The sequence below is a fragment of the Shewanella sp. 30m-14 genome (assembly GCF_052977125.1).
Window position 1 is genome coordinate 22,253 of sequence record NZ_JBRILW010000028.1, and the last position, 26,504, is coordinate 48,756.

Genomic DNA, 26,504 nt, shown 5'->3' on the forward strand with positions numbered 1-26,504 from the left:
TAAAACTGCAGTTTTCACGACTTATTTGCTCTTTCTCGTTCTTATAACCGCTCTACTAACAGCCTTATTTAAGTTTACTTTGCTTGGTGTGAGTTGTTTTATATAGTAATCGTCTTAAACCGCAATCAAATTTTCAATAACCAGCTGTGTACAAAATACTACTGACTTTGTACCGTCAGTGGGACTTGTCTATTGTTGTTTTATCGCTATGAGCTAGCACTCATATCGAGTGTCAGCTTAGCTTTTAATATGAGCTCAACAGGTTACAACATGAAATCAGGTCGCTACGCTTAAACGTAGTCATGCATCTCATTTTTAGATACCGTTAGTTAATCCGATAGACACTTGTATCACTTATGACATAATCGACTGATAATATTAACGTTATTGATTAGAACCTAATAAATGAAGGCTATTATCGCAGTCACCTCGCTGTTTATCGCGAGTATTTCTACAACCTTTGCCAACGAGCTAACAGTCAACATTATGACCATCTCAGAAGAGGCGTATCATAATGAAATGACCAAACATAAGCCTTACCCACAACCCACGATTGAAAAAATTACTGACCAAAAACAATTAATGGCCTCTCTTTCTGGTCGCTTAGTGCTAGACGGTTATTTAGAGATAAAAAATAGCAACGCAGAGCGTATTATTAAACTTGAGCATTTCGATGATGAATGCTTATTCAATGCGTACTACCCTCAAGAGCAGAGCCTGTATTTTACATGTGGCCATGAATCTGACACGGTAATATCTATGGTCGATGGTCGTTACATTGATGAAACGCCAGAACTACGAATTTACTCTCCGGATGGTAAGTACAGACTTTCTGGCTACTACAATGGACAAGAGCCAAGTTCATTTATACAAAAAAAGGTAGATAACCAATGGGTAACAATGTCAGAGAATGCCAAGCCTGCTGACGAAAGCTCAACCGGTTACTACCTTTACTTTATTAGCGAGTTTACTTGGATAACCGATAGGCATTTTGTATTTAAAAATCCTTTTAACACCACGTTCTATATGGGTGACACCAATGCTGAGGTTGCGGCAAAGTGAGCTTAATATACAAAAGCCATCATTGAGAAGACTCGAATGATGGCTTTTAATCATTGCTTTAAATCATGGCTTTCAATCAGAAACTTTCAATTGAGCCCGACGCCTTTGCTTGAATCTGAGATAGATATTTCAGAGCTCCACTCATGAAATCCATCCTCAACCTTAAATTCAAAATCAATCACAACCTCAATCTCAATCTCAACGTTAAAGGGTATCTCCCGGCACCCTTACCCATCCTTCCATCAGTACGCGCGCGCTGCGGCTCATGACGGCTTTGTTAACTTTCCATTGTCCATCAATCAGGCTCGCCTGTGCGCCCACTTTAAGTGTACCTGAAGGATGCCCAAAGGTGACAAAGCCTTTATTGACTCTAGCAGCTACTGCAACGCGCTTACCCTCACCTGCGGCAATACTCACTAACGTACCGGGAATCGCGGCTGCTGTGCCTATAGCGACGGCAGCAGTGCCCATCATGGCGTGATGCAGTTTGCCCATAGACAGTGCTCGTACGTTTAAATCTATCACCTCTTTTGAAATGGCTTTACCACTTGATGAGGTGTAATCGATAGGGTCAGCAACAATGGCGACCTTAGGCGTATGCTGTCGACTCGCCGCTTCATCTATGTGGTTAATCAGCCCCATCTGCACTGCGCCATGGGCACGTATGGTTTCAAACATGGCTAATACTGTGTCGTCACCGTTAATCGCATCTTGTAGCTCTGCACCTGTGTAACCCAGTTCAGCAGCATTGATAAATACCGTCGGGATCCCCGCGTTGATCATCGTGGCTTGCAAAACACCACTTGGTACCACATCAGTTGGCACCATTAAGTTGTCGATTAAGTTGCCCGTTGGGAACATTGCGCCGTCGCCATCGGCGGGGTCGATAAACTCAACTTGCACCTCAGCTGCGGGGAACGTGACACCATCAAGTTCAAAATCACCGGTCTCTTGCACTTTTCCGTGGGTGATGGGTACATGGGCTATGATGGTTTTACCGATATTTTTTTGCCAAATTCGCACAACGGCAATGCCATTTTCTGGTATTCGGCTTCTATCAACGAGCTCATTACTGATGGCAAATGACCCCACTGCAGCAGTTAAATTACCGCAGTTACCACTCCAGTCGACAAAAGGACGGTCGATAGCGACTTGACCAAATAGGTAATCGACATCGTGATCTTCGCGTTCGCTCTTGGCAAGGATAACTGTTTTGCTAGTGCTTGACGTTGCACCGCCCATGCCGTCGGTTTGTTTGCCGTAAGGATCGGGGCTGCCTATCACTCTAAGTAGCAATGCATCACGGGCAGCACCTGCGACCTGCGCCTCTTTTGGTAAGTCTGTTAAGTTAAAAAATACCCCTTTACTGGTACCGCCACGCATGTAGGTGGCTGCGACTTTAATTTGCGGGGCAAATGCTTTGCTTGGTTTTGATTCAGTTGATGTGGTCATGTGTTTTACCGTTTGAATGCTTGATAGCTGGTTATTTCACTAACAAACGAGTCCGAAATCAGCCATGACTCTTTTGAGACATGCTTTCATTCGGTCCCGCACTAACTAGCATGGCCAAAGTAGAAAGCGTTAAATTTAGTCGACGATATTGCTGAGTAGATGAGCTTCGGTGGCTTTTTTGGCTTCGATGCCACCCCAGAGCCTACAAGGATGTACTTGCGGCGTCTCATCTACATTGCAATATCGTTTCCTACCTCTGTAGCTAAACCATTGCTCCAACTTTTAATTAGCCGAAGACTTCTTACTCTCTCATTCGCTGAAGGCTCTGTTGAAGACTCTCTATTTATTTCGCTGAAGGCTCTCTATTTATTTCGCTGAAGGCTCATGTTGAGGACTCCAAAAAGTCTTGGGCGAAACGCTGGAGTATGCCGCCCGCGTCATAGATTGACACCTCTTCTGCGGTATCGAGGCGACACTTAACCGGGATCTCAACCACTTCGCCATTGCTGCGGGTCATGATCACTGTTAGCAATGCGCCCGGCGTGCGTTCACCCAGCACATCGTAGGTTTCTGTGCCATTAATCTGATAGGTGTGACGATTAGCGCCATTGGTAAACTCAAGCGGCAATACGCCCATGCCGACTAAGTTAGTGCGGTGTATTCGCTCAAAGCCTTCGGCAACAATCACTTCAACTCCTGCAAGGCGTACTCCTTTTGCGGCCCAGTCTCGACTCGAGCCTTGACCGTAATCGGCGCCTGCAATAATGATAAGTGGTTGCTTGCGCGCCATGTAGGTTTCAATCGCTTCCCACATGCGTGACTCAATGCCTTCTGGCTCTATACGTGCGTAAGAGCCTTGCTTAACTTCAACTTCACCATTGCTACCAAGCTTAGTGACCATTTCATTAAACAGTTTAGGGTTGGCAAAGGTTGCACGCTGGGCGGTTAAGTGATCGCCGCGGTGAGTCGCATAGGAGTTAAAGTCGACTTCTGGTAAACCCATTTTATCTAAATACGCGCCAGCAGCACTGTCGAGCATAATTGCATTAGATGGCGACAGATGATCGGTGGTGATGTTGTCGCCCAGTACTGCAAGCGGCCGCATTCCCTTCATAGTGCGCTCGCCTGCGAGTGCGCCTTCCCAATAAGGCGGGCGGCGAATGTAAGTACTTTGTGGTCGCCACTCGTATTGAGGATTGACCTTCTGCTGGTTATCGTCGCCATAGTCGACTTTAAGGTCGAACATCGGCTCGTATACTTTACGGAATTGCTCCGGCTTTACACTTTTTGCGATCACCGCATCAATCTCTTCATCTGATGGCCAAAGATCGTTAAGTAAAATATCGTTGCCGTCATTGTCTTGGCCCAGTGCATCCTTTTCAATATCAAAACGAATTGTGCCAGCAATAGCGTAGGCAACCACCAATGGCGGTGACGCTAAGAAAGCTTGCTTGGCGTAAGGGTGAATTCGACCGTCGAAGTTACGATTACCAGAAAGTACCGCAGTTGCGTACAAATCACGGTCGATGACTTCTTGCTGAATTTTCGGATCAAGCGCGCCGCTCATGCCGTTACAAGTGGTACAGGCAAAACCGACAATGCCAAAGCCCAGTTGCTCAAGCTCTGTAAGCAAGTTGGCGTCTTCTAAATACAGTTGCACCGCTTTTGACCCCGGTGCCAATGAGGTTTTTACCCACGGCTTACGCGTCAATCCTTTTGCATTGGCGTTACGTGCAAGTAACCCTGCGGCAATCACATTGCGCGGATTAGAGGTGTTGGTACAACTGGTGATCGCGGCAATAATACAGGCGCCGTCAGGCATTAAGCCTGCTTTGTCACCCGTCATATCCTCAAGTTCACCACTTATACCTTTAGCGGCAAGGTCTGCAGTAGCAACGCGGCGATGCGGGTTTGATGGACCAGCAATGTTACGGCCAACGCTTGATATATCGAAACGCAGCACGCGTTCATATTCAACATTTTCAAGGGTATCGGCCCAAAGTCCTGCCTGTTTGGCGTAGGTTTCCACAAGTTTCACTTGTTTCTCGTCACGTCCGGTCAGCTTGAGGTAATCAATGGTCTTATCATCGATGTAGAACATGGCAGCCGTGGCGCCAAACTCTGGTGTCATGTTTGAAATCGTTGCTCTATCGCCTAAGGTGAGGTTAGCTGCACCTTCACCAAAGAACTCAAGGTACGTCGATACCACTTTTTCATTACGCAAAAACTCGGTAATCGCCAGCACGATATCAGTTGCGGTAATGCCACTTTGGTGTTTGCCTACCAGCTCAACCCCCACGATATCTGGAAGACGCATATAAGATGGACGACCTAGCATAACGCTTTCCGCTTCTAGTCCACCCACGCCGATAGCAATGACGCCCAGCGCATCGACATGTGGCGTGTGGCTGTCGGTTCCGACTAAGGTATCTTGAAAGGCTACGCCGTCACGGGACTGCACCACAGGTGACATTTTCTCTAAGTTAATTTGATGCATAATGCCGTTACCCGGCTGGATCACATCAATATTTTTAAAGGCTGTTTTGGTCCAGTTGATAAAATGAAATCTGTCTTCGTTACGTCTATCTTCAATTGCGCGGTTTTTCTCAAAGGCGTCTTTTTCAAAACCAGCGTGTTCAACAGCTAACGAGTGATCGACAATCAGCTGTGTCGGTACCACGGGGTTTACTTTTGATGGGTCGCCGCCCTTTTCAGCAATGGCATCACGTAGACCTGCCAAATCCACCAGCGCGGTTTGACCAAGAATATCGTGGCACACCACGCGTGCAGGATACCAAGGAAAATCAAGATCGCGTCTACGCTCGATGATCTGTGTTAGGCAATCGGTTAATGTGTCAGGTGAGCAGCGGCGCACTAGGTTCTCGGCATAGACACGCGAACTGTACGGTAGTTTGGCATAAGCGCCAGGGCTGATGGCATTAACGGCGGCCTCAGTATCAAAATAGTCTAATTCTGTGCCGGGCAAAGGTTTACGGTATTGGGTGTTGATATCAGTCATGATGCATTCCAATTTAATTCGTACAGGTTCGAGGGCGCTTCGCTTCTAGGTACTAGGTTCTAAGTGCTAGGTTCTAGGTTCTAAGTGCTAGGCTCTAGGTGCTAGGCTCTAGGTGCTAGGTGCTAGGTTCTAAGTTCTAGGTGCTAGGTGCTAGGTTCTAGGTTCTAAGTTCTAGGTTCTAAGTTCTAGGTTCTAGGTTCTAGGTTCTAGGTGCTAGGCTCTAGGTTCTAGAGCGTTCGCAGGCTCACTGCTAGGACGCTACGCGGCTAGAGCGGGCTAATACCTCTTAAAAGAAGCCCTTCTATAAGAGCCCTGCTATACAATCAAAAGCTAAGATAGGTACTAGGTTCGAGGACGCTTCGCTTTTAGGTCCTAGGTCCTAGGTCCTAGGTCCTGAGTTCTAGCTTCTATCTTTCACTGATAGGTGTGACCGTACGTGGCTCGCTACCGGTATAGTCTGCGCTTGGGCGGATAATACGGTTATTAGAGCGCTGCTCCATCACGTGTGCTGCCCAGCCAGTAAGGCGTGAGCAGACAAAGATAGGCGTAAATAACTTAGTTGGAATGCCCATAAAATGGTAAGCCGATGCGTGGAAGAAATCGGCGTTACAGAACAGCTTCTTGCTGTCCCACATAAACTCTTCACAAGCGACTGAGATATCGTAAAGTGAGGTGTCGCCAAACTCGTTAGCTAGCTTTTCTGACCAGCCTTTAATGATCACGTTACGTGGATCTGAGGTGCGGTAAATCGCATGACCAAATCCCATGATTTTTTCTTTGCGTTCAAGCATGCCAGCCATTTGGATTTTTGCATCTTCTGGCGAGCTAAACTTTTGGATCATATCCATAGCCGCTTCATTAGCACCGCCATGCAGTGGGCCACGGAGCGTACCGATTGCCCCAGTAATACACGAGAACATGTCTGATAAAGTTGACGCACAAACCCGCGCCGTAAAGGTTGAAGCATTAAACTCATGCTCTGCGTACAGAATGAGTGATACATCCATTACGCGGCGATGTTGCTCAGATGGCGCTTTGCCATTAAGCAGGTGCAAAAAGTGTCCACCGATTGAGTCTTCATCGGTTACGCAGTCAATTTCAACGCCTTCATGAGAGAACTTGTACCAGTAGCACATGATGGCTGGAAACGCGGCCAGCAAACGGTTTGCTGCTTTGTTTTGCTCGCTAAAGTCATTTTCAGGCTCAAGATTACCTAAGAATGAACAGCCGGTACGCATTACATCCATTGGGTGAGCATCGGCAGGAATGCGTTGTAGCACTTCTTTTAATGCCTTTGGAAGATCACGCTGAGCAAATAGCTCCGTTTTATAGTGATCAAGCTGTATTTGATTAGGAAGCTCGCCGTTAAACAACAAGTAAGCCACTTCTTCAAATGTTGCGTTATCGGCGAGATCTGATATGTCGTAACCACAATACGTTAAGCCCGAACCCGACTTGCCCACGGTACAAAGTGAGGTTTCACCTGCGCTTTGACCACGTAGGCCCGCTCCGCTTAGCTTTTTATCAACCGCTTGTTTTTCCGATGTTTTTGTATCAACCATGACTGTCTTCCTTTTCAATTTGTATTGCTGGTGGCTAAAACGTTAACGTCTTGCCCCGCATTTTTTATAATTTTTTTGCTTATGACTGTGACACTTAACTACGTGCCCAAACACAAGTTGTAAGGTATGCGCGTCGCGGCATGTTGACCGCGACTTTCTCTTGTTTACAGGTTTTTACCTTCTGCAAACAGGCTATCTAGTTTTTGCTCGTAATCGTGATAACCCAGGTAGTCATAAAGATCCATTCGAGTTTGCATTGAATCCACAACCGCCTTTTGATCGCCATTTTCTAAAATGGAGCTGTAAACCATCTCAGCCGCTTTGTTCATTGCTCTAAAGGCGCTCAGTGGATACAGCACCATAGATGCGCCCCACTCGCCCAGTTGCTCTTTGTTCCATAACTCGGTTTGGCCAAACTCGGTGATATTGGCGAGAATTGGCACGTCTAGCGCATCGGCGAACGCGCGGTAGTGCTCTTCGGTTTTTACCGCTTCGGCAAAAATGCCATCAGCACCTGCCGCGACATAAGCTTTAGCACGTGCAATCGCCGACTCTAACCCTTCTTGAGCAAATGAGTCAGTGCGGGCCATGATGAAAAAATCAGGATCAGTACGGGCATCGACTGCCGCTTTTATGCGATCAACCATCTCTTGGGTCGACACAATCTCTTTATTTGGACGGTGGCCACAACGCTTTTGTGCTACTTGATCTTCCATGTGTACTGCTGCTGCGCCGGCCTTTTCCATGTCGCGAATGGTTTTAGCAATATTGAACGCGCCGCCCCAGCCGGTGTCGATATCCACCAGCAAAGGTAAGTCACAAGCAGAAGTAATACGCTGCACATCAACAATCACGTCGTTTAGTGATGTCATGCCAAGATCGGGTAAGCCGTATGATGCGTTGGCCACGCCACCGCCAGACAAGTAAATCGCCTGATGACCAATCTTTTTAGCCATCATCGCCGAATAAGCATTGATGGTACCAACGATTTGAAGGGGCTTATTTGCCGCTAGTGCTTCACGAAACTTCTTTCCTGCGCTCATGTGCTGTTCCTTTTGTTTATCGCTTGCTGTGCTGTGGTCTTTACTGGGCTTAGGGCTTAGCTCAAGCACGGCAAAATTTATAATGATATTTTAACTGTCAATTGTTGATTTTTTATGGTTTTGATAAATCATTAGCGAGCTTGTTTTCAATACTCGATTTTGAATATAAAATATGCCGACGCATCAGCATCTCGGCAAGCTCGGCGTCTCGGTTACAGATGGCTTGCACTATGTGTTTATGTTCATCAAAGGCGGTGGTAACACGTGGGCCTGTCATACCCAGTTGCACGCGATACATGCGCACTAAATGATAAATGCCATCAATAAGCATCGAGATTAAATGTTTATTCTTACTGCCTAATATGATGCGATAGTGAAAATCGACGTCGCCCGCTTCTTGGTAATAACTGCCTGCTGATTGGACTTTCTCAAAGTGGCTATTGAGCAAAGATTGCAAATCATCAATCTCTTGATCGGTCATGTTTAATGCCGCTAACCTTGCTGCCATCCCTTCAAGGGACTCTCTCACTTGATAAAGCTCAAGTAACCCCTCAGCAGTTAAACTCACGACTCTAGCGCCCACATTGGCTCTGCGCTCAACTAAATGACTCGCCTCTAGACGATTAATCGCTTCGCGGATCACTGCGCGGCTGACGCTGTATTTTGTCGACAACTCGGTTTCACTCAACTTTGAGCCCTGCACAATCTCGCCCTCTACGATGGCTTTACGTAGCTGAAAGAAAGTTTTATCTGTACTGGTAATGGGCTGTTCATTGAAAAATGTCATCGAAAATACAATATTAGTTTTTAATGGATTGTCGACAATCTAGCCAGATAACAATAAATAGTCAACAGTAAACCAACAAATTGTCGACAAAGTCAGAGTAAAGCCTAACAGCCAATTATCTATGACTGGCTAAATATATGGCGAGAAATCGTTACAGAGTCACCTTAAAAACAAGTCGATTTTACACAGGCTCTGTTGGCGTTTTATCATTAGACTTAGTAGGCAAAAAACTGACCAAACGTATAAAACTTATGCTGCACAACCTGTTAGGCATGCTGTACAGTGGTAGCAAATTGAGCACACTGCATTAGCCGCAAACAGGGAGCGAATAATGATAATGTTAATCCTTAATGGCAAAAAAGCCGGATTACCACAGATCAGAGAAACCGTTTTAGCGCTTCGCGCTCAAGGTCACAAAGTAGAAGTGCGCTGTACCTGGGAAGGCGGTGATGTTAAGCGATTTGTAAAAGAAGCCAGTAACCTAGGTATTACGCGCGTAATTGCGGGGGGCGGAGACGGAACCGTTAATGAAGTCGCTGAAGCAATTGTTCAACTTAGCCCTGCCGATCCCGCTATAGAATTAGCGATTTTACCTTTAGGCACCGCTAATGATTTTGCAAGCGCCTGTTTGATCCCCTCTGAGATAGAAAGTGCATTAGCTCTTGCCGTTAATGGCAATGCTGTTGCAATTGATATGGCGAAAGCAAATGAACGCCACTTTATCAATGTCGCATCAGCAGGTTTTGGCGCGCAAGTTACAGTTGATACGCCTGTTGAATTAAAAGACCTACTTGGTGGCCAGGCCTACTTTCTCTCTGGATTAGTGCAAGCACTTAACTTTACGCCTTATCAGGGACAAGTCTCTGCGACACTGGCAAACGGTGACAAAGTTGATCTCAATGGTGAGGGGTTACTCGGCGCCATTTGTAACGGCCGCTTAGCGGGGGGTGGACAAAATCTAGCACCTAACGCCTTACTCAATGACGGTCTGTTAGATGTGTTGTTAATTAAACATTTTCCTACATCTGCGCTTAAGCAAGTTATCGATGAACTAAAACAACCGTTAGTTAATGCCAAGGATGTTGATGGGAAGCATGTTGATGACAAATACGTTAATCGAATGCAAGTGACTGAAATAACCTTAACCTCAACACAGTCTTTGCCTGTAAACCTTGACGGCGAGCCGACTTCATATTTACTTCATCACATAAAAGTCTTACCTAAAGCGATAAAGCTCGTTTGTCCTGAAAATTGCCCCGTTTTGATTCAAGACTAACATCTGAATGCCTGAACGCCTGAACGCCTGAACGCCTGAACGCCTGAACGAATTAAAACAATAAAGCAGTGCCTAGCACTGCTTTTATTGCTTAAACCACGAGCCATTTACGGATTTTTGCTAATTAAGGCTGCCTGTCAGCAAGGTTTTATTTGTCACTTGCCAGTTACCCCCAAGCGCTTTATGCAGGCCAATGGTCATGTGCGCCGTTTGCAGTTTTGCGGCAACGACTCGATCTTTTAGCATATTTTGCTGCCGCTGAGCATCCAAAATAGACAAGTAATCACTGAGGCCGGCTTTGTACAATGACTTGGCTTTATTAACCGCATTAGTCGTTTCTTGTTCAGCCTCTATCACTAACTGCACATATTGTTGACTGTGGCCATACCCTTGCAATAGCGTTTCAACCTCACCAAATGCGGCAATTACCGCGTACTGATAACTTAATACACTGGCATCAAAACGTGCATTTTGCATGTCTACGACGGCGTCGCCGCGGCCACCATCAAATACATTCCAACTCACCCCCACAGTGCCAAGCCAGGCGACGGAGTCACTGCAAAATAAATCATCAAAATCTTTTGCCAGCACACCTGGCGAGCCCGTTAAAAACACTTTCGGGTATTGAGCTGCAATCGATGCTGCGCGCTCTTCGTTCAATGCTGCCATTTCGCGCTCTGCTATCTTAATATCAGGGCGACGATTTAACAGCTCAGCAGGCAAGCCTGTTGGGATAACCCCTTTAAAGTTGGGTAACGGCATAACCTTAGCGAACCTTTGCTGTGCTTGTTTGGGCGTTTCCCCTAATAAAATGGCTAAACGCTGCTTATGCACGTTCTCAGCTATCTCGAGTTGTGGTAGCACCGATTGCGTGGCTGCTAACATTGCCTTTGCCTGCGCTTCATCAAGCTTTGAGCCGTAGCCGCTCTTAACCATCAACTTAACCAAATCCAGAGTATGTTGTTGATCTGCTATGGTCTGCAACGCTATTTGCTGTCGTTCCTGTGCGCCTCGCATTTGCAAATAATTGTGGATCACATCTGATGTTATCAATGTGGTTAAGCCCTCACGCATAATCACCACCTGATCTTTACGAATAGCGGCTGCATTGGCTTGTCTGTCGATCCGGCCAAATAGATCAACCTCCCAGGCAATGGTTGCTCCCGCAAAAAAGGCACTGTTATTGTCATCAACTATACCTAAAGATTCTCCCGTCATGGGATGAGTCGCGGTAATGGCACTGCCTAACAATGGATCATTTTCACTGATTTGCGCATTGCCAAACCCAGCCCCTAAATTGACGGTTGGCACGTTAAAAGACTCTATCGCTTGTTGATAAGATTGCGCCATCTTGACCCGCTGCGCGGCAATTTTAAGCGGTATAGCTTGGTTTTGTGCGTCGATGACCAGTTGATTCAGTATTGGATCATTAAACTGCTGCCACCACGCACTATTTTCACTGCGTTGCTGCTTACCTGCGATGGTACCTTGAACACCTTGGTTTAAATATTCACTGTCTAAATGGCTAGTTGGTGCTTGATAGTCTGGGCCAACGGCGCAGCCTGAGAGCATTAACGCAATCGCTATTGGTGCAAGAGGTAAAAGTTTCATATTATTTTTGCTCCAAAACAGCTTGAGTTAATGGCGTGGAAACGTGTTGGCAGTTAAGTTCACTGTTGCGATAAAACAAACAGTAAAACGCCGGCATAATAAACAACGACAGCACAGTTGCAGCAGCTAGGCCACCAATAATGGTTGCCGCCATTTGATCAAACAACCGGTCACTTAAGAGGGGGATCATGCCTAGCGCCGTGGTCAGGGCTCCCATTGAAATGGCCATAGTACGATTTAGCGTTGCCGCTTTTACCGCCTCTTTAAGAGGTTTATGAGCAGCGCGCTCAAGTTCAATTTGATCCATCAACACAATGCCATTTTTGATGATCATCCCTGCTAAAGTAATAGCACCAATAAGCGCCATAAAACCAAAGGGTTTATCAAGTAATAGTAAAGTCCAAGTTGCGCCAATTGCCGCTAAAGGAAGCGTAATTAGAATAATGGCCGGCTGTTTAAAGCCGTTGAACATCGCCACCATGATCACCACCATCATCAACAATGCTTTAGGCATTTGGCTTAACGTGTCAGAGATTGCACGATCTTCATCATAGTACTCACCACCCCATTCAAATGAATAGCCTGCAGGCAGTTCAATCGCCTCAATTTGAACTTTGACTTGATTACGTGCCTGCGCTGGAGTGATATCAAATACATCGGCTTGGGCGGTAATGGTCGGTACTCGGTTGCGACGCCAAATCATGCTCTCTTCAAATTTAAGCTCAAACTCATCAACCACCTGTCCCAGTGGTACACTTTGAACACCTAACAGTGAACGTACTGGCAAGGTTTGTAGATGACTTAAGTCACTGTCTGCACTTCTAAAGCTAATTGGGATCTGTTGATCGCCTTGATTGAGAATACCGATTGTCATACCGTCGGTAGCTCGTTTAATTGCCAACGATATATCCGTACGGTTTAAACCTGCTCGCCTTGCTTGTTCTTGATTAATGACAGGTTCAATCACTTTACTGAGCTGGCGCCAGTCATCACGCACATATTTAATATTAGGATTGTCGGCTAAAATCAGCTGCGCTTGATCCGATAGCTGATGTAACACTTGAGGATCTGGACCGGTAAATCTTGCTTCAATACTAAACTTATCTTTAGTGGCTAATTTTAACGCCCTAAATCTTGGTTCAGAATTAGGAAACTGCTTAGCAAGCCAGAGATCGCCACGTTTAGTGAGCTCTGCAATAGCCTCATAATCTTCGACGTTAATCACAATTTGACCATAGCTTGGATCATATGGCTCAGGCTCAACCGTTACCGAGAATCGAGGTGCGCTCGCACCGACATAACTAGAGATGCTGCTAACTTCTGGTTGTTGAATTAACCAACCTTCAATTTTTTTCATATCTGATGATGTTTGTTCTATCTTGCTGCCATTAGGTAGCCAGTAATCAAGAAACACCATAGGTCTGTCAGAGCTTGGAATAAAATTGATAGCAACATACGGCACGGCCATCGCAGTGATAAGTAACAACGGCATTACCATTGATATGGCTTTAACCGGATACTGAACAGTCCAAGCCACCGCACGCTGGTATCGGCTAGGTTTTGGCGCTGATTGAGTGTGTTTATGACTCGGGGTTATCCATAGCCAACATAGCAAGGGCGTGAGTGTTACCGCCACCAGCCATGAAAAAAGTAACGATGAACAGATAATCAAGAACACCGAACTTGCGAACTCCCCGGCGTCTGTTTGTGAGAACAACACAGGGCTTGACCCCATAATCGCAATCACAGTGGCAGCAAATAGCGGCTTTGATGTTTCTTTTACCGACTGAATCGCGGCTTTGGTGCGCTCAACGCCCTGATTAAGTTTCACCACAAATAGATCGGTAATAACAATTGCATTGTCTACCAGCATACCTAAGGCCAAAATGAAGGTGCCTAAAGACACCCGCTGCAAATCCACTCCGGCGAGATACATGTAGATAAGCGTTAATAAGATAGTAAACAGTAAACTACTGCCCACTATGGTTGCGCTTTTAAAGCCCATAAACACCAGTAGCACGGCAAATACAATCGCCACGCTTTCTAGCAAATTAATCACAAAGTCTTGTATCGATTTAGCCACTTCATCGGGTTGGAATGCGATGGTGCCAATTTCAATACCAAGTGGTAACTCTTGTTGGTAATTTTCAATCACTTGGGTCAGGCTTTCTCCCAAACTGACCACATTAATCCCTTCAACGGGGCTGACTGCTAATGTAATCGCTTCTTTACCATTAAAACGGCTTAGTGTGGTTACAGGGCTTTGGTAACCTAAACTGACATCGGCAATATCTCCTAGGCGTAACAAACCTGTGCTGTACGGCCCGATACCGCCTTTAATGATGAGGTTTTTAATATCATCGACAGATTTAAATGCACTACTTTGATCGACACGAATACGCTCGTCATTAGCGGCAAAACTACCACTGTCAAACGTTAAGTTTTGAGTTGAGAGTTGGTTAATCACTTGAATGGATGACAAACCATAATGGGCTAAGCGCTCTTCGGGTAAATCAATATACACCGCTTGATTTTGCACGCCGTGAAGTTCAATCTTTTTAATACCGTCTACGGTTTTTAAGCGTCGTTGTAGCTCTTTCGCGTACTGACGTAACGCTTCAGGTTGAGTCTTGTCGCCATAAACGCTAAATAACATGCCATACACTTCTGAAAATTCATCTTGAACAATGCTTATTTGTGCCGTTGCTGGTAGAGAGAGTTTCACATCAGCAATTTTACGTCGCAGAAGATCCCACTCTTGGGGAAGATCTTTTGAGTCCGTTGATTCCTTAAGATCAATAAAAATCATTGAACTGCCCGGACGAGATAACGAGCGCAATTTCCACATCGAGCCCATCTCTTGCAGTTTCGTTTCGATTTTATCCGTTACCTGCAGTTCAATCTCTTTGGCAGACGCGCCCGGATAGAGGGTAACCACTACAGCGCTTTTTACCGTAAATGATGGATCTTCTAGTTTGCCTAACTCAAAGTAAGACACCAAACCAACAATCACGCATAACACACTAAAGAACAGCACAAACACTCGCTGTTTTATGGCAAATTCAGCTAAATTCATCATGACTCCTAATAACTAAATGGCTTGATGATGGTGTTAGATATAAGCTGATCGGGCGCAATATAGTGCACTCCAGCAGTGATAATTTGGTCACCTCTTGTTAGCTCTCCAGTCAAACAAGCGCTGTGACTTTGTAATGACGTAATATTCACAGGCATGAGTACGGCTCGGTGCGATTTAATGACATAGAGGTTGTTGTTTTTGCCGTCAGCCACAATTGCGGCATAAGGAACACAAAAACGATTAAGCTGATGCTTAAAGGCCACATCAACTTGTACCGCTTTGCCTGGCAGTGCGGTTGTTGCGTGATTAAGCACAAATTCAACTTTGTAGGTTTGTTTTATGGGATCGGCTAATGTGTCCATTGCCCCAATTTTTGCCTTTATCACCTTATCACTACCATGCCAACGCACCTCTGCAAGCGTACTGTTATTGAGCTTTGCCATTAAATTCTCTGGAACATCAACCACCGCCTTCATTGCACCAAGCTGATGTAACGAAAATAATGGGTTACCAGGCGCTGTTTGTTCAAAAGCTTGCTGACTCTTTGAGCCTATCACTCCGTCAAAGGGGGCTCTGAGCTCGGTATAACGTAAGGCATCTTTCGCTTTTTGCAGATTCTGGTTCACCACTTCGACCATTGCTAAGCTGCGCTTATATCCACTTTGCGCTCTATCTAAGTTCACTGCAGAAATGGCGTCATCTGCTATAGCTTGCTGAACACGCTTAAGCTCTGCGCTTGCAAGTTGGTGGGCCGCTTTTGCTTCTTCTAAGCGGGCGTTGAGTTCTGCCACATTGACTTGGTAGTCATGGGGCTCAAGTGTTGCGAGTAATTGCCCTTGCAACACACTATCGCCACTGTTAACTAAAATGGCTTCAATAGTGCCAGCAACTTTAAATGCTAGATACGCGGTTTGAGTCGCTTCTAGTACGCCTGAGAATTGTTTGACTTGGCTTAATTGTGACTCGTTAAGCTGCATAATTTGAACAGGACGTTCAATTTTACTGGTGATAGTTGTGGTTTGAGCGGGTGCTTGGCTGCATCCGCTGAGCAAGCATAAGGCCAATGGTGTGATAGCAAATTTGCTAATTGTTTTAGTTGAGATCTGCATCTCTTTCTCCCAATACTGATATTGGGAGGAAGTGTAAGTGTTTAACTTATTGAGATAATCTAGCGATACCGCACCAAACTGTCATGAAAATCATGACAAAGATGCGCGTTCAGGAATTTCTTGTAATAAAAAATCAATCAATAATCGAGTCGGTAAACTAATGCCTTTTCGGTCTGGATAGATAAGCCATACGTCCTCTTTCTTTGACTCATACTCGGGCAAAATCCTAACCAAGTTTTGACTTTCTATAGCAGCAAGAGCAAACAAAGGAGGCATAAAACCAATCCCTTGACCGCCTACTATCGCCCGACGAACTAATCCCATATGATTAGCGCTTAAACGGCAATTAACCTTAATCGTCTCACTGATTAAATCCCAGTTATCATCTAATGTCCCATCTGGCCAGCGATAACAGATCGTTTGATGAGCAGACAATTGTGCTAACGTCGTCGGCGCGCCATGCTTGGCAATATATTCAGGGCTGGCATACATGCCTCGCCCTAAACTTAAGATTTTTCGGGCAATAAACCCTGAATCTTTTATTTTTCCGGCATGCAATACAAAGTCTAAACCTTGATTGTAAATATCGTTAACGTAGTTATTTGTAAAACGCAGATCCAGCTCAATATCCGGGTACAGGAGTTGAAATTTGGCCAATGCGGGCTGAAGTGCTTCATCACTCTCGGGTAAAAATCCGACTTTAACCTTGCCTACAGGTTTTTCATCGAGATCGAGCAATTTATTCTTAGCTTGTTCAAAGCCATCAAGTACACCTAACAGGTCGTGATAATACGTTTCGCCATGCTGGGTCAAGCGTAATTGACGCGTTGTGCGGAAAAAAAGCTGCGCATTAAGAGACTTTTCTAGATCACCTATGCGGCGGCTGACATTAGCACGAGGCAGATCAAGTGCGGTGGCTGCTGCGGTAAAGCTACCTAGCTTAACCACAATAGTGAACAATTTTAGATCTTCTATACGCATTGAATAACCTCATCAATTTTCAATAAAATGGCAAAATCCAGTCAAGCTATACGGCAAAACTGTAGCGGTTTTTCACTTCAGCTCATAATTTTGTGTCTACCCATGTGGCCTAGTCCACAAAATTGGTCGCGGTGATATTGGCATCAATAATATTGAGCATTGGTATGATCCACGATGTTAATACCAACCAGCAATAAAATATGATGGTTCACATAAAATCAAGCGCTGAGGGCAAGAGCATAGTTACTTGCTAGCGTTATTAATTGGCAGGAATGACAAGGTAGTTTTAAGCCTTGTAGCGAATGAATTCGACCATTCTACTATGGTAAAACCTTACGGCTCATGTACACTCATAACATACTGACTTATCGGATAAGTTCATGAGCCAACGTACTCTTCATACACTCTTCAAACCTACATCGGTTGCCATTATTGGGGCGTCAAACAAACCTAAGCGAGCCGGTAATGTATTGATGAAAAATCTGCTCTCCGGTGGGTTTTCCGGCCCTATCATGCCAGTGACACCAAAATATGAAGCCGTTATGGGCGTGCTCGCTTATCCCAATATTCAATCACTGCCACTTAAACCCGATTTAGCCATTATCTGCACTGCTGCAAAAAGCGTACCTGGCGTTATTGAGACCTTGGCTCAGTTTGGTTGCAAAGTCGCCATTGTCATGGCATCGGGTATGGCCGATGAGTTTAACGAGGATGGCGTCAGTCTCTTAAGTCAGATGCAGCAATTTGCAGTTCGATACGGCATGCGGATCTTAGGCCCAAACAGTTTAGGCATGATATTGCCCAACATAGGGTTAAACGCGAGCCTTGCTCACACTGCCGCCCTGCCCGGAAAAATCGCATTTGTATCCCAATCTGCCGCTATCTGTACCACAGTGCTCGATTGGGCAAATAATAAAGGCATTGGTTTTTCATCATTTATTTCCCTCGGTGATGCCAACGATATTAACTTTGATGAACTGTTAGATTATTTAGGCCGTGACGCTAAAACCGATGCAATCTTGCTCTATATCGATTCGGTTAATGAAAAGCGTCATTTCTTATCAGCCGCTCGCGCTGCATCGCGTAATAAGCCAATAATCGTGATTAAGTCAGGCCGAAGCATAGAGGGTACTAGTGCCGCACAACTGCATACTGGTGGCCTGTCGGGCAATGATGCTGTGTATGAGGCAGCCTTTAGGCGTGCCGGTATGCTGCGAGTGAATGATCTTATTGAACTGTTTGCCGCAGTAGAAACTTTAGCGCACTCAAGACCATTACAAGGGGAGCGACTTGGGATCATCAGTAATGGCGGCGGCCCTGCTGTACTTGCCCTTGATGAACTGATATTGGGTGGCGGGAAACTGCCTCCTTTATCTACTGAGATCTGCCAGCGGTTGAATACACTTTTACCAAAGAGCTGGTCTGGACAAAACCCAGTTGATATTGGCGGTGACTCTGACGCTGTGCGTTATGCTAAATCACTTGAGATCTTAATGGATAGTGACGATCTCGACGCCATTTTAGTCCTTCATTCTCCTTCAGCTTTAGGGGAAAGTGTTGAGATAGCTGAAGCTATTGCTAAAACAATTTCAGAACACCCGAATCGTCACCGGATCAATATTTTAACCAATTGGAGTGGCGAAGACTCGGCTTATGAAGCCCGTAAGCACTTTTCAAAATCACGGATCCCAACTTACCGGACGCCAGAAGGTGCCGTGGGCGCTTTTATGCACATGGTGGAGTATCGCCGCAATCAAAAGTTGTTGCAGGAAGTTCCGCAATCTATCCCTAATAATATTCCCGCCGATGCAACATTTGCGCGAGACAGGTTACAACAGGCGTTAAACCAAGGAAAGACAATACTAGAGACCCATGAGTCGAGCGCTATCTTAAATGCTTATGGGCTCAAGACTATCGACACCTGGTTTGCCAGTACACCTGAGCAGGCGGTTGAATTTGCCAACCAAGCGGGTTACCCCATCGCGCTAAAAGTGCAATCACCGAGTATTCACCATAAATCTGACGTGCACGGCGTGATGCTGAACTTAACCTCTGATCTTGAGGTTGAACTGGCAGCAAAGGCCATGATAGAGCGCGTGATCTCACTCAATCCTGAGGCGAAAATCGAGGGGTTAATCGTGCAGAAGATGGCTCTTACTGCTGGGGCTCAAGAGATCCGCGTCGCAGTTGCCAATGATCCAGTGTTTGGGCCTGCAATTTTACTTGGCGAAGGTGGCTCTGAATGGGAACCCACTAAAGATGCGGTCGTTGCCCTGCCTCCACTGAATATGACATTGGCTCGCTATATGGTGATCCAGGCGCTAAAAACACAAAAGCTTCGTGATCGACATTTGCCACTGGGCTTAAATATGCACGCACTGTGTATTATGCTAACGCAAATCTCTCACCTCATCATAGATTGCCCCGAAATCGCTACCCTAGATCTGAACCCTGTATTGTGCGCTGGAGAACAAATCACCTTATTAGATGTGAATATTGGGCTGCAACAAGAACCCATAGATAACGCCTCTAGACTGGCTATTTCACCTTATCCAAAAGAACTTGAGCAGATAGCCACCCTTAAAAATGGCAGCAAAGTGATGTTAAGACCGATTTTACCGGAGGATGAACCCAAACATCTCGCTTTTGATAACTCCCTGTCAGATGAAGATCGCTATAAGCGTTATTTTGGTGTGCGCTCTAAAATGACCCATGAAGAGATGGCTGTATTAACCCAGATTGATTACGCCCGCGAGATGGCCTTTATAGCCACCTCGATAGATGCTGAGGGCGAAGAAACGACCTTAGGCGCGATAAGAGCCTCTATCGATCCTGACAATACCGAAGCTGAGTTTGCCATGGCGGTGCGCAGTAACTACCAGGGACAAGGCCTAGGAAAACTGCTACTTGAAAAACTGATCAAGTATTACAAAGATAACGACACCCTTGTGCTGACTGGCTTTACCATGTTTGAGAATAGAAATATGGCCAGCCTAGCTAAACGTCTTGGCTTTACTGTCACTTTTGATATGGAAGACCGCTTGATTAACATGCATATGGATTTAAAATCCCCCCCCAATTAATACAATTGGTATAACTGAGCCAATCACAAAAAGGCCGTTAAGATTTCATCTTAACGGCCTTTTTCATTTTTAGCTTTCAAGCTTTAAGCTGGTCAAATCTCAAACCATGTACTCAATCATGTTCAAACTAATTTATGTTCAAACTAAATCATGTTCAAACTAAATTGGAGTTTCTACAACTCTTTCAGCAATGACACAGTTTCGACCCGCTGATTTAGCCCGGTATAAGGCTTCATCAGCCCGTATAAAGTAACTGTCTTTATCATCTTCAGCCTTTAATGATGCTACGCCAACCGAGACGGTAATATTGCCAAGGGGTAACTTTTTATCTTTACCAATCGTAAGATTACGCTCGGCGATCTTTCGCCTTAAATTCTCGGCTACGATACTTGCGTCTTCGAGTCTTGTATTTGATAACAAGATAACAAACTCTTCGCCGCCATAACGTGCAACGAAATCATCTCCTTTAACGCTGTTCTTTAATGCTTGAGCAACGTAAGCCAGAACTTTGTCACCAATTAAATGACCATGTACATCGTTAAACCTTTTGAAGTAGTCAATATCGACCACCAATAGGCTACTTTCAAAATTAGTATGATTGAAGCTATCAATATGACTGATCACTTCTTTATCGAATGCACGGCGATTATTCAACGACGTTAGCTCATCGGTCATAGCCACGGATCGAAGCTCGACCATCTCCGTTTTAAGGGCCACGACCTCTTCACTTATGCTTGTTAGACTTTTGTCCATTTCACTGTTAGCTGCAATGATCTCATCGAGTTCACTACTGAAGCTATCGACCAATTTTTGCATAACGATAGGATCGGGATCTTGTTTTAATGCATTATTAAAGTCAGTTAATGAAGTAGAAAATTGTGATGTGCCCTTACTCATGTTGGCTATTTTGGCCAGTAAACTATTTATCAGTACTTGAGTTTCTAATTGGACGTTTTCAATCACTTCTGGCGAGTTAACTAAGATATACTTTTTATACAAACTATGACTTACATCTGGAGTAAAGCTGACGTTGGTACTCAATAAGCCGTCAATCGCACGCTTTAAGTCAAGGTTAATCCCTTTATAGTATTCATACCAAACAGCGTAATTTTCCGGAGTGACTGGCACTTTGAGTTCAGACATCTTAGGCACTGCATGACGTAAAATCTTAGCTGATAGTTCTGTTTCTGATATATGCTGCGCCATATCCATTGTATAAGTCACTCCATCTTGATAACTTTACTTATCAATACTTTAAACAAAAAAGAGGATGTTGCCATCCCCTTTTATCAATAATTTTGATTTTATTTTCTACAACTTGAAAAGATATCAGCTTTAGGCCGATAAACCTCGCTGCTTACATTCATCAAACCAAGCAAGCTATCGAATAAATTATCGTGAGAAAAACCGCCCTTGCTAGCTTCCTGCGCTAAGCAAGCAAGGTCTAAGTGATTTTGTTTTGAAAAACCTGCTGAGAACCAGCCCAGGAAAGGTACTTTGGTTTGTTCTTCAGGCGCAAATGAGAAAGGTGTACCGTGAAGATACATTCCTTTTTCTCCTAATGACTCACCATGATCTGATATATAGAGCATTGCGGTGTCAAACTGAGCACTTGATGCTTTTAGCTTATTAACAACTTCTGAAAGGATAAAGTCGGTATATAAAATAGTATTGTCATAAGTGTTGACTAGCTCTTCGTGACTACAGTTTTGAATATCACTACGTTGACAATCTGGCACAAAATGACGGTGTTCCTCTGGATAACGTAGATAATACGTTGGCCCATGAGAACCAATGATGTGTAACACTAATAACGTATCTTCATCTTTAATGGTTTTAAGTCGCTTACCCAGCGCATTTAGTAAAACTTGATCGTAGCAATACTCGCCATTACATAGCTTGGGGTTGCTGTCATGATCTATTACTATATGTTCGATGTTCTGACAAACTCCCTTGCAGCCGCTGTCATTGTCGAGCCACTCGAGCTGGACCCCCGCATGATTTAACACATCGATGACACTGTCTTGGGCTTTTTCTCGGCGCGAATCATAATTAACACGATCCATTCTAGAAAACATGCATGGTAAAGATACTGCGGTGGCAGTACCGCATGAGTGCGTGTCTTTAAACACGACTAAGCCCTGATCTTGAGTGTGTACATTGGTAGGCTTATCGTAACCATAATAAGAATAATTAGCTGCTCGGGCAGTTTCCCCTACTACTAAAACAACTAAATTTGGCTTGGTTTTATCTGTGGTGTTTTTAGCATCTAAACCTATCTGCTTGTACACAAGCGGCTCTTGTAGGTAGTTAACTTTTATATATTTAACTGTTGAGCCAATAAAATAAGTTGGAATGATATAACGCTTCATAATGTCGTTATTACGTCCAAATGCGACATAGTTTTGATAATAAAACATCGCAATGACCACTATGCCCGCCAGCATAGACAACATAAATATCACCTTATTCAACAGTTCTTTCGTTATAGGCTTGTACTGAATATTGGCTTTATAGATAAACAGTGAAGGGATCACGCCTGTTACGACAAAATTAACGACCGATGCCCAATTAAGGTAGGTAGCGGCTTCAGATTGGTTAGTCTGAAATGTATTTTCAATCATGCCATAGTCAAACACCACGCCGTATTGAAATGCTGCAAAAAATACACTCGATGACATTAAAGTCAGAATAATAAAAAACGGCTTAGCCAGATACTTTACGCTAAAGATGCTAAATAAAAATGATAGAGCAAAAAACAGAAATAAAGGCATACTGGCAATAAATGCCATATTAGCATCTGCTTGTTTGTCTACGCCCTGTTTAATAATTTGAAAAAGAGGAATATTGAACACGCATACGTAGTAAATCGAAAGTATGGCAGTGAATTGAATACTATTTAAATTTTTAAGACGTGCTAGCACCTAGTTTACTCACTTAAATTTTTTGAATGCTGAGGGCTTTCCTTGCCTGGAGCCTGTTGTCGACAGATATCCTCTATACTAGCAGCTGAGGCATATCACTCAAAGCGTATAAGACAAATGTATGATACATTTTCGCAAAAAACGTATCATTTGTAACAGCAAAAGAAACTAATGACTAGTAGACAGGTTTTGATTGGGTAAGTTCGACTGGGGATCAAGCTTATTTATACCCAAGCCACCTGAAGATGCAGGGTTCAGTGGGAATTTAATGCGCTTTAAGCAAGGCGTTGATTGCAGTTAATGGTTGTTGCCTTAGCAAGATCAATAACGCAGCAGAAAGTGCATTAAAACCCATCGAAGAAGGCTTTGCGCAAGCCCACTTCGTTGTTGCACTAGCTTAAAAGGGAGTTACCATTCCTACGCTAATACGCCTAGAATTGAACTCGCGCAAGGCCTCTGAAATGAGCATGTTCAAGTCGTTTGGGTATAGTAAAAGATAATTAGCATGTGGTAACGCGCGAAGGTGTAATTGATTATGACCCGCTCGCGAGTCATATTTGTATAGCCACTAATACAGCTAAACTTATTGTCTAGAATTCTCGATTAATTCTTTCTAAAAAATGTAATAACTGAGCGCGCTCGGTAGCATCAAACTTAGCCGTTAAGTCTTGAGTAAGCTGTATGTGAAGTTTATCGTGCTCTTCGAACATTTCGCGTCCACTTTCAGTCAGCTCAACTAATATTGAGCGTCTGTCATTTGCATGTGGGACTCGAATAACTAGGCCAGCATCAACCATTTTATCGATTTGAACAGTTAATGTCCCAGTGGTAATACCAATCTTTTGTGCGAGCTCTTTCATTCGCATTGGACCATTTAAGCCCAAAATTTCAACCGTGTGAACTTGAGGTAAACTAAAGCCTTTATCTTTGACTACAGCCATTTCCCAAGATGATAACTTCTCGTAAAATTCGATCATGGCATGATTTAAATTATCATCTTGGTTATTCATATAATTAGTTCCTAATAATTAGGCGCTTATTGTGCCTGAGTCAGCGGATTAACTTCAATAGTGATATGGGATAAACGCTCGAAATCTGACAGCTTTTTCCTAAAATAACCGACGTTGTTATTGCAGTCACAATGTATGACCATACTCGCTGCATAATGGTCGGCGCTGATTTTCCAAATATGCAAATCGACAACCTGAGCCTGCTCTTGCTCAAGGGTGTGTTTTATCTGTTCGATATACGTCTGTTCAATACTCGCGTCCAACAAAATGGGACCAGTTTGCTTTAATAACCCCCAAGCCCAACGGCTAATGATGATGGCGCCAACAATCCCCATTAATGGGTCGAGCCAATTCAATCCAAAGTACTTACCCATTAACAAGGCAACAATCGCAAGTAGTGACGTTAACGCATCAGCAAGTACATGAAAATATGCTGCTCGTAAATTATGGTCATGACTTGGGTTATGCTTCACTTCACTTTTATCATGAGTGTGTTCATGCTGATCACCTGCGTCATCGCTATTTTCATACTCGCTAGTGTCATGATGATGACTGTGAGCATGGCTGTGACTGTGACAGTGACTGTGACTGTGAGCATGGCCGTGATGGTCTTTTAATAAAAACACACTTACGATATTCACTATTAGTCCGATCACTGCAACTAAAATGGCTTGGTTAAAAAATATTTCATGAGGGTTAAATAGTCGCACACCAGACTCAACCAGCATAACAAGCGCCACGAGACCTAGCGCTATTGCACTGGTGTAGCCGCCCAGTACGCTCACCTTACCTGTCCCGTATGAAAACTCTGCTGAATTAGCATGTTTGCGGGCATATCGATAAGCAAATAAGGTGATCATGAACGCTGCAGCATGCGTCCCCATATGCCAACCATCAGCAAGTAAGGCCATAGAGCCGTATAGGGTGCCGGCAATAATCTCAGCTAACATTGTCACTATCGTTAGCACTAGAACATAGGCAGTATTGCGCTCCCCTGCACTATTGTGGGTAGAAAAACCCTGCTTATGAGGACAATTAATGACTGTCTGCTTAACGTTTCCCATAACAACCCTCTACCTTTTACTTTGTTGACGACCTCAAGCTTGTTCGCTGAGCTTATACTTTTGTTTAAATGTGTATTTTGCTGCCCTACCGGCTTCAATTATGTATAAACATGCATAGCTATCATGATAAGTCCTCATGCACAGACATTATAAATAGACATTATGAACAGACAGTATAAATAGACATCATGCATAGTCATTATGCTTACGCACCCGTTTAGACTGACCGCTGTACCTCATCAGCACATAATAGTCTTAGGGCCATATCACATGACCTACTAACTACTAACTACTAACTACTAACTATAAGTCTTCGAAATATTTAGACCTTCACCCACTTTGTCTGCCAATTATTTTGATCGCCAATTAATTTGATTGATAAGTATTTTGACAACCATCTACCTTGACCTTCAACTAGTTCGGCAACCAACTAGTTCGATAACCGACTATTTTGACACTCAAACTAAACTTACGCCTTTAGATCCCAAAATTCAATAAAAAAAGCCAGCATGTGATCAGCTTCAGACTCTTCCCTCAAGCCTCGCCTTTATGGAACTTGCTCGACTAACAACAAAAGCTATAGCCGATAAATTATCAACACATTTGTAATCCATTTACCCACCTCGTTTCAACCTGGCTATAAAAAGTAATATTCCATACCGCTATGGGGTTGAATTCAAGTTTTGTTCACACCGTTGAGAATGGTTTTATTGTCATTTAATAAAAATATTATTTTTTAACCCTTTTTATAAACCAGCCCGTTTATAGATGTATTAGACAAACAACACCTATTCTTTTGGAGAATGTATGACCTTACTGACTACCTTAAACCAACGCTTTGGCCGTACTCTTTTAGCCTCATCTTTAGTTTTTGCTACTTTTTCATTTAATGCCAGTGCAACCAGCCCAACTCATCCATCTGGAGTCAATCAAAATATGATCAGTGCACAGATTTATAGCGCCAGTGATTACAGCAATCCTGACACAGGGGCTACCAGTGAAACTAAAATGTATCCTAAGCCAGCAACTGGCCAAGAGCAGCATATTTTGACATTACCAAAGCTAGATAATGAAGCTGACTACAGGGTGGAGATTGAAATTGGCCAAACCCAAATGGTTGATTGTAATCAACATCGTTTAGTGGGTGAATTGAAACAGCATACAGTGAAAGGGTGGGGATATAGCTACTATCAAGTTGATAAGATCTCTGAAGGCCCAAGCACTATGATGGCCTGCTTTGAGCAAGCAAAAACCGAGAAGTTCTTAAAGATCAATGCTGACTTAATGGTTAAATACGATAGCCGTTTACCGAAAGTATTTTATCTACCAGAAAATACCCAGGTACGTTACCGTGTTTGGAAGGTAGAGTCTCAGTTTAACTACTCAGGTAATACCAAGTAATTTCTGTTTTAAGGCTTATTCCAACGCTAAAAACAAAAAAG

General features: G+C 44.1%; 17 protein-coding genes. 4 read left to right on the plus strand and 13 right to left on the minus strand.

The features are described 5' to 3' along the window. Positions 1 to 405: 405 nt before the first annotated feature. On the plus strand, positions 406 to 1,062 hold the full coding sequence (locus ACVBIU_RS17525; RefSeq protein ID WP_447164420.1) for a hypothetical protein: 657 nt from the start codon (positions 406 to 408) through the stop codon (positions 1,060 to 1,062). A 204-nt stretch (positions 1,063 to 1,266) separates the two neighbouring features. On the opposite strand, the gene prpF is transcribed toward ACVBIU_RS17525, so the two are convergent. From prpF to ACVBIU_RS17550, 5 genes are all read right to left on the minus strand, one after another. After that, positions 1,267 to 2,514 carry a 2-methylaconitate cis-trans isomerase PrpF gene (prpF, locus tag ACVBIU_RS17530; RefSeq protein WP_447164421.1) on the minus strand — a complete coding sequence of 416 codons (1,248 nt, stop codon included), beginning with the start codon at positions 2,512 to 2,514 and terminating at the stop codon, positions 1,267 to 1,269. Positions 2,515 to 2,896: 382 nt separating this feature from the next. Then, the gene (acnD, locus tag ACVBIU_RS17535; RefSeq protein ID WP_447164422.1) at positions 2,897 to 5,533 is read right to left on the minus strand and encodes a Fe/S-dependent 2-methylisocitrate dehydratase AcnD; all 2,637 of its coding nucleotides are present in this window, start codon (positions 5,531 to 5,533) and stop codon (positions 2,897 to 2,899) included. A gap of 407 nt (positions 5,534 to 5,940) precedes the next feature. Beyond that, a complete protein-coding gene (gene prpC, locus ACVBIU_RS17540; RefSeq protein WP_447164423.1) occupies positions 5,941 to 7,095 on the minus strand; it encodes a bifunctional 2-methylcitrate synthase/citrate synthase in 1,155 nt (384 codons plus the stop codon). Positions 7,096 to 7,259: 164 nt separating this feature from the next. After that, positions 7,260 to 8,138 (minus strand): methylisocitrate lyase, encoded by an 879-nt coding sequence (gene prpB / locus ACVBIU_RS17545; protein ID WP_447161928.1) that lies wholly within the window; start codon positions 8,136 to 8,138, stop codon positions 7,260 to 7,262. Between the two features lie 112 nt (positions 8,139 to 8,250). After that, positions 8,251 to 8,925 (minus strand): GntR family transcriptional regulator, encoded by a 675-nt coding sequence (locus tag ACVBIU_RS17550; RefSeq protein ID WP_447164424.1) that lies wholly within the window; start codon positions 8,923 to 8,925, stop codon positions 8,251 to 8,253. A 331-nt stretch (positions 8,926 to 9,256) separates the two neighbouring features. Here ACVBIU_RS17550 and yegS point away from each other — a divergent pair, with 331 nt between their 5' ends. Continuing rightward, entirely contained in the window at positions 9,257 to 10,201 is a 945-nt protein-coding gene (gene yegS, locus ACVBIU_RS17555) for a lipid kinase YegS (protein ID WP_447164425.1), read from the plus strand. Between the two features lie 120 nt (positions 10,202 to 10,321). On the opposite strand, the gene ACVBIU_RS17560 is transcribed toward yegS, so the two are convergent. The 4 genes from ACVBIU_RS17560 to ACVBIU_RS17575 form a co-directional block, all read right to left on the minus strand. Next, positions 10,322 to 11,812 carry an efflux transporter outer membrane subunit gene (locus tag ACVBIU_RS17560; RefSeq protein WP_447164426.1) on the minus strand — a complete coding sequence of 497 codons (1,491 nt, stop codon included), beginning with the start codon at positions 11,810 to 11,812 and terminating at the stop codon, positions 10,322 to 10,324. Position 11,813: 1 nt separating this feature from the next. After that, positions 11,814 to 14,888, minus strand: coding sequence for an efflux RND transporter permease subunit (locus tag ACVBIU_RS17565; RefSeq protein ID WP_447164427.1), 3,075 nt, complete (start codon positions 14,886 to 14,888; stop codon positions 11,814 to 11,816). Between the two features lie 8 nt (positions 14,889 to 14,896). Continuing rightward, complete coding sequence (locus tag ACVBIU_RS17570; RefSeq protein ID WP_447164428.1) at positions 14,897 to 16,000, minus strand: efflux RND transporter periplasmic adaptor subunit; 1,104 nt, start codon at positions 15,998 to 16,000, stop codon at positions 14,897 to 14,899. Positions 16,001 to 16,090: 90 nt separating this feature from the next. Beyond that, complete coding sequence (locus ACVBIU_RS17575) at positions 16,091 to 16,981, minus strand: LysR family transcriptional regulator (RefSeq protein WP_447161934.1); 891 nt, start codon at positions 16,979 to 16,981, stop codon at positions 16,091 to 16,093. A gap of 380 nt (positions 16,982 to 17,361) precedes the next feature. Here ACVBIU_RS17575 and ACVBIU_RS17580 point away from each other — a divergent pair, with 380 nt between their 5' ends. Continuing rightward, positions 17,362 to 20,064, plus strand: a complete 2,703-nt coding sequence (locus tag ACVBIU_RS17580) for a bifunctional acetate--CoA ligase family protein/GNAT family N-acetyltransferase (RefSeq protein ID WP_447164429.1) — start codon at positions 17,362 to 17,364, stop codon at positions 20,062 to 20,064. 159 nt (positions 20,065 to 20,223) lie between these two features. On the opposite strand, the gene ACVBIU_RS17585 is transcribed toward ACVBIU_RS17580, so the two are convergent. The 4 genes from ACVBIU_RS17585 to dmeF all read right to left on the minus strand — a co-directional run bounded on the left by ACVBIU_RS17585 (position 20,224) and on the right by dmeF (position 25,062). After that, a complete protein-coding gene (locus ACVBIU_RS17585) occupies positions 20,224 to 21,276 on the minus strand; it encodes a GGDEF domain-containing protein (protein ID WP_447161936.1) in 1,053 nt (350 codons plus the stop codon). Between the two features lie 92 nt (positions 21,277 to 21,368). Further along, on the minus strand, positions 21,369 to 22,988 hold the full coding sequence (locus ACVBIU_RS17590; protein ID WP_447164430.1) for a phosphoethanolamine transferase: 1,620 nt from the start codon (positions 22,986 to 22,988) through the stop codon (positions 21,369 to 21,371). A 590-nt stretch (positions 22,989 to 23,578) separates the two neighbouring features. Beyond that, positions 23,579 to 23,998, minus strand: a complete 420-nt coding sequence (locus ACVBIU_RS17595; protein WP_447161938.1) for a MarR family winged helix-turn-helix transcriptional regulator — start codon at positions 23,996 to 23,998, stop codon at positions 23,579 to 23,581. Positions 23,999 to 24,024: 26 nt separating this feature from the next. Beyond that, positions 24,025 to 25,062 (minus strand): CDF family Co(II)/Ni(II) efflux transporter DmeF, encoded by a 1,038-nt coding sequence (gene dmeF / locus ACVBIU_RS17600; protein ID WP_447164431.1) that lies wholly within the window; start codon positions 25,060 to 25,062, stop codon positions 24,025 to 24,027. Positions 25,063 to 25,869: 807 nt separating this feature from the next. Here dmeF and eco point away from each other — a divergent pair. Continuing rightward, positions 25,870 to 26,463, plus strand: coding sequence for a serine protease inhibitor ecotin (gene eco, locus ACVBIU_RS17605; protein ID WP_447161940.1), 594 nt, complete (start codon positions 25,870 to 25,872; stop codon positions 26,461 to 26,463). Positions 26,464 to 26,504: the final 41 nt, after the last annotated feature.

Excerpts from the sequence above, each read along its gene's own strand:
- ACVBIU_RS17560 (WP_447164426.1), bottom strand. The coding sequence starts at position 11,812 with ATGAAACTTTTACCTCTTGCACCAATAGCGATTGCGTTAATGCTCTCA.
- prpB (WP_447161928.1), bottom strand. The coding sequence starts at position 8,138 with ATGAGCGCAGGAAAGAAGTTTCGTGAAGCACTAGCGGCAAATAAGCCC.
- ACVBIU_RS17570 (WP_447164428.1), bottom strand. The coding sequence starts at position 16,000 with ATGCAGATCTCAACTAAAACAATTAGCAAATTTGCTATCACACCATTG.
- prpC (WP_447164423.1), bottom strand. The coding sequence starts at position 7,095 with ATGGTTGATACAAAAACATCGGAAAAACAAGCGGTTGATAAAAAGCTA.
- ACVBIU_RS17565 (WP_447164427.1), bottom strand. The coding sequence starts at position 14,888 with ATGAATTTAGCTGAATTTGCCATAAAACAGCGAGTGTTTGTGCTGTTC.
- ACVBIU_RS17525 (WP_447164420.1), top strand. The coding sequence starts at position 406 with ATGAAGGCTATTATCGCAGTCACCTCGCTGTTTATCGCGAGTATTTCT.
- ACVBIU_RS17585 (WP_447161936.1), bottom strand. The coding sequence starts at position 21,276 with ATGGATATGGCGCAGCATATATCAGAAACAGAACTATCAGCTAAGATT.
- yegS (WP_447164425.1), top strand. The coding sequence starts at position 9,257 with ATGATAATGTTAATCCTTAATGGCAAAAAAGCCGGATTACCACAGATC.
- acnD (WP_447164422.1), bottom strand. The coding sequence starts at position 5,533 with ATGACTGATATCAACACCCAATACCGTAAACCTTTGCCCGGCACAGAA.
- prpF (WP_447164421.1), bottom strand. The coding sequence starts at position 2,514 with ATGACCACATCAACTGAATCAAAACCAAGCAAAGCATTTGCCCCGCAA.
- dmeF (WP_447164431.1), bottom strand. The coding sequence starts at position 25,062 with ATGGGAAACGTTAAGCAGACAGTCATTAATTGTCCTCATAAGCAGGGT.
- ACVBIU_RS17550 (WP_447164424.1), bottom strand. The coding sequence starts at position 8,925 with ATGACATTTTTCAATGAACAGCCCATTACCAGTACAGATAAAACTTTC.
- ACVBIU_RS17595 (WP_447161938.1), bottom strand. The coding sequence starts at position 23,998 with ATGAATAACCAAGATGATAATTTAAATCATGCCATGATCGAATTTTAC.
- ACVBIU_RS17580 (WP_447164429.1), top strand. The coding sequence starts at position 17,362 with ATGAGCCAACGTACTCTTCATACACTCTTCAAACCTACATCGGTTGCC.
- ACVBIU_RS17575 (WP_447161934.1), bottom strand. The coding sequence starts at position 16,981 with ATGCGTATAGAAGATCTAAAATTGTTCACTATTGTGGTTAAGCTAGGT.
- eco (WP_447161940.1), top strand. The coding sequence starts at position 25,870 with ATGACCTTACTGACTACCTTAAACCAACGCTTTGGCCGTACTCTTTTA.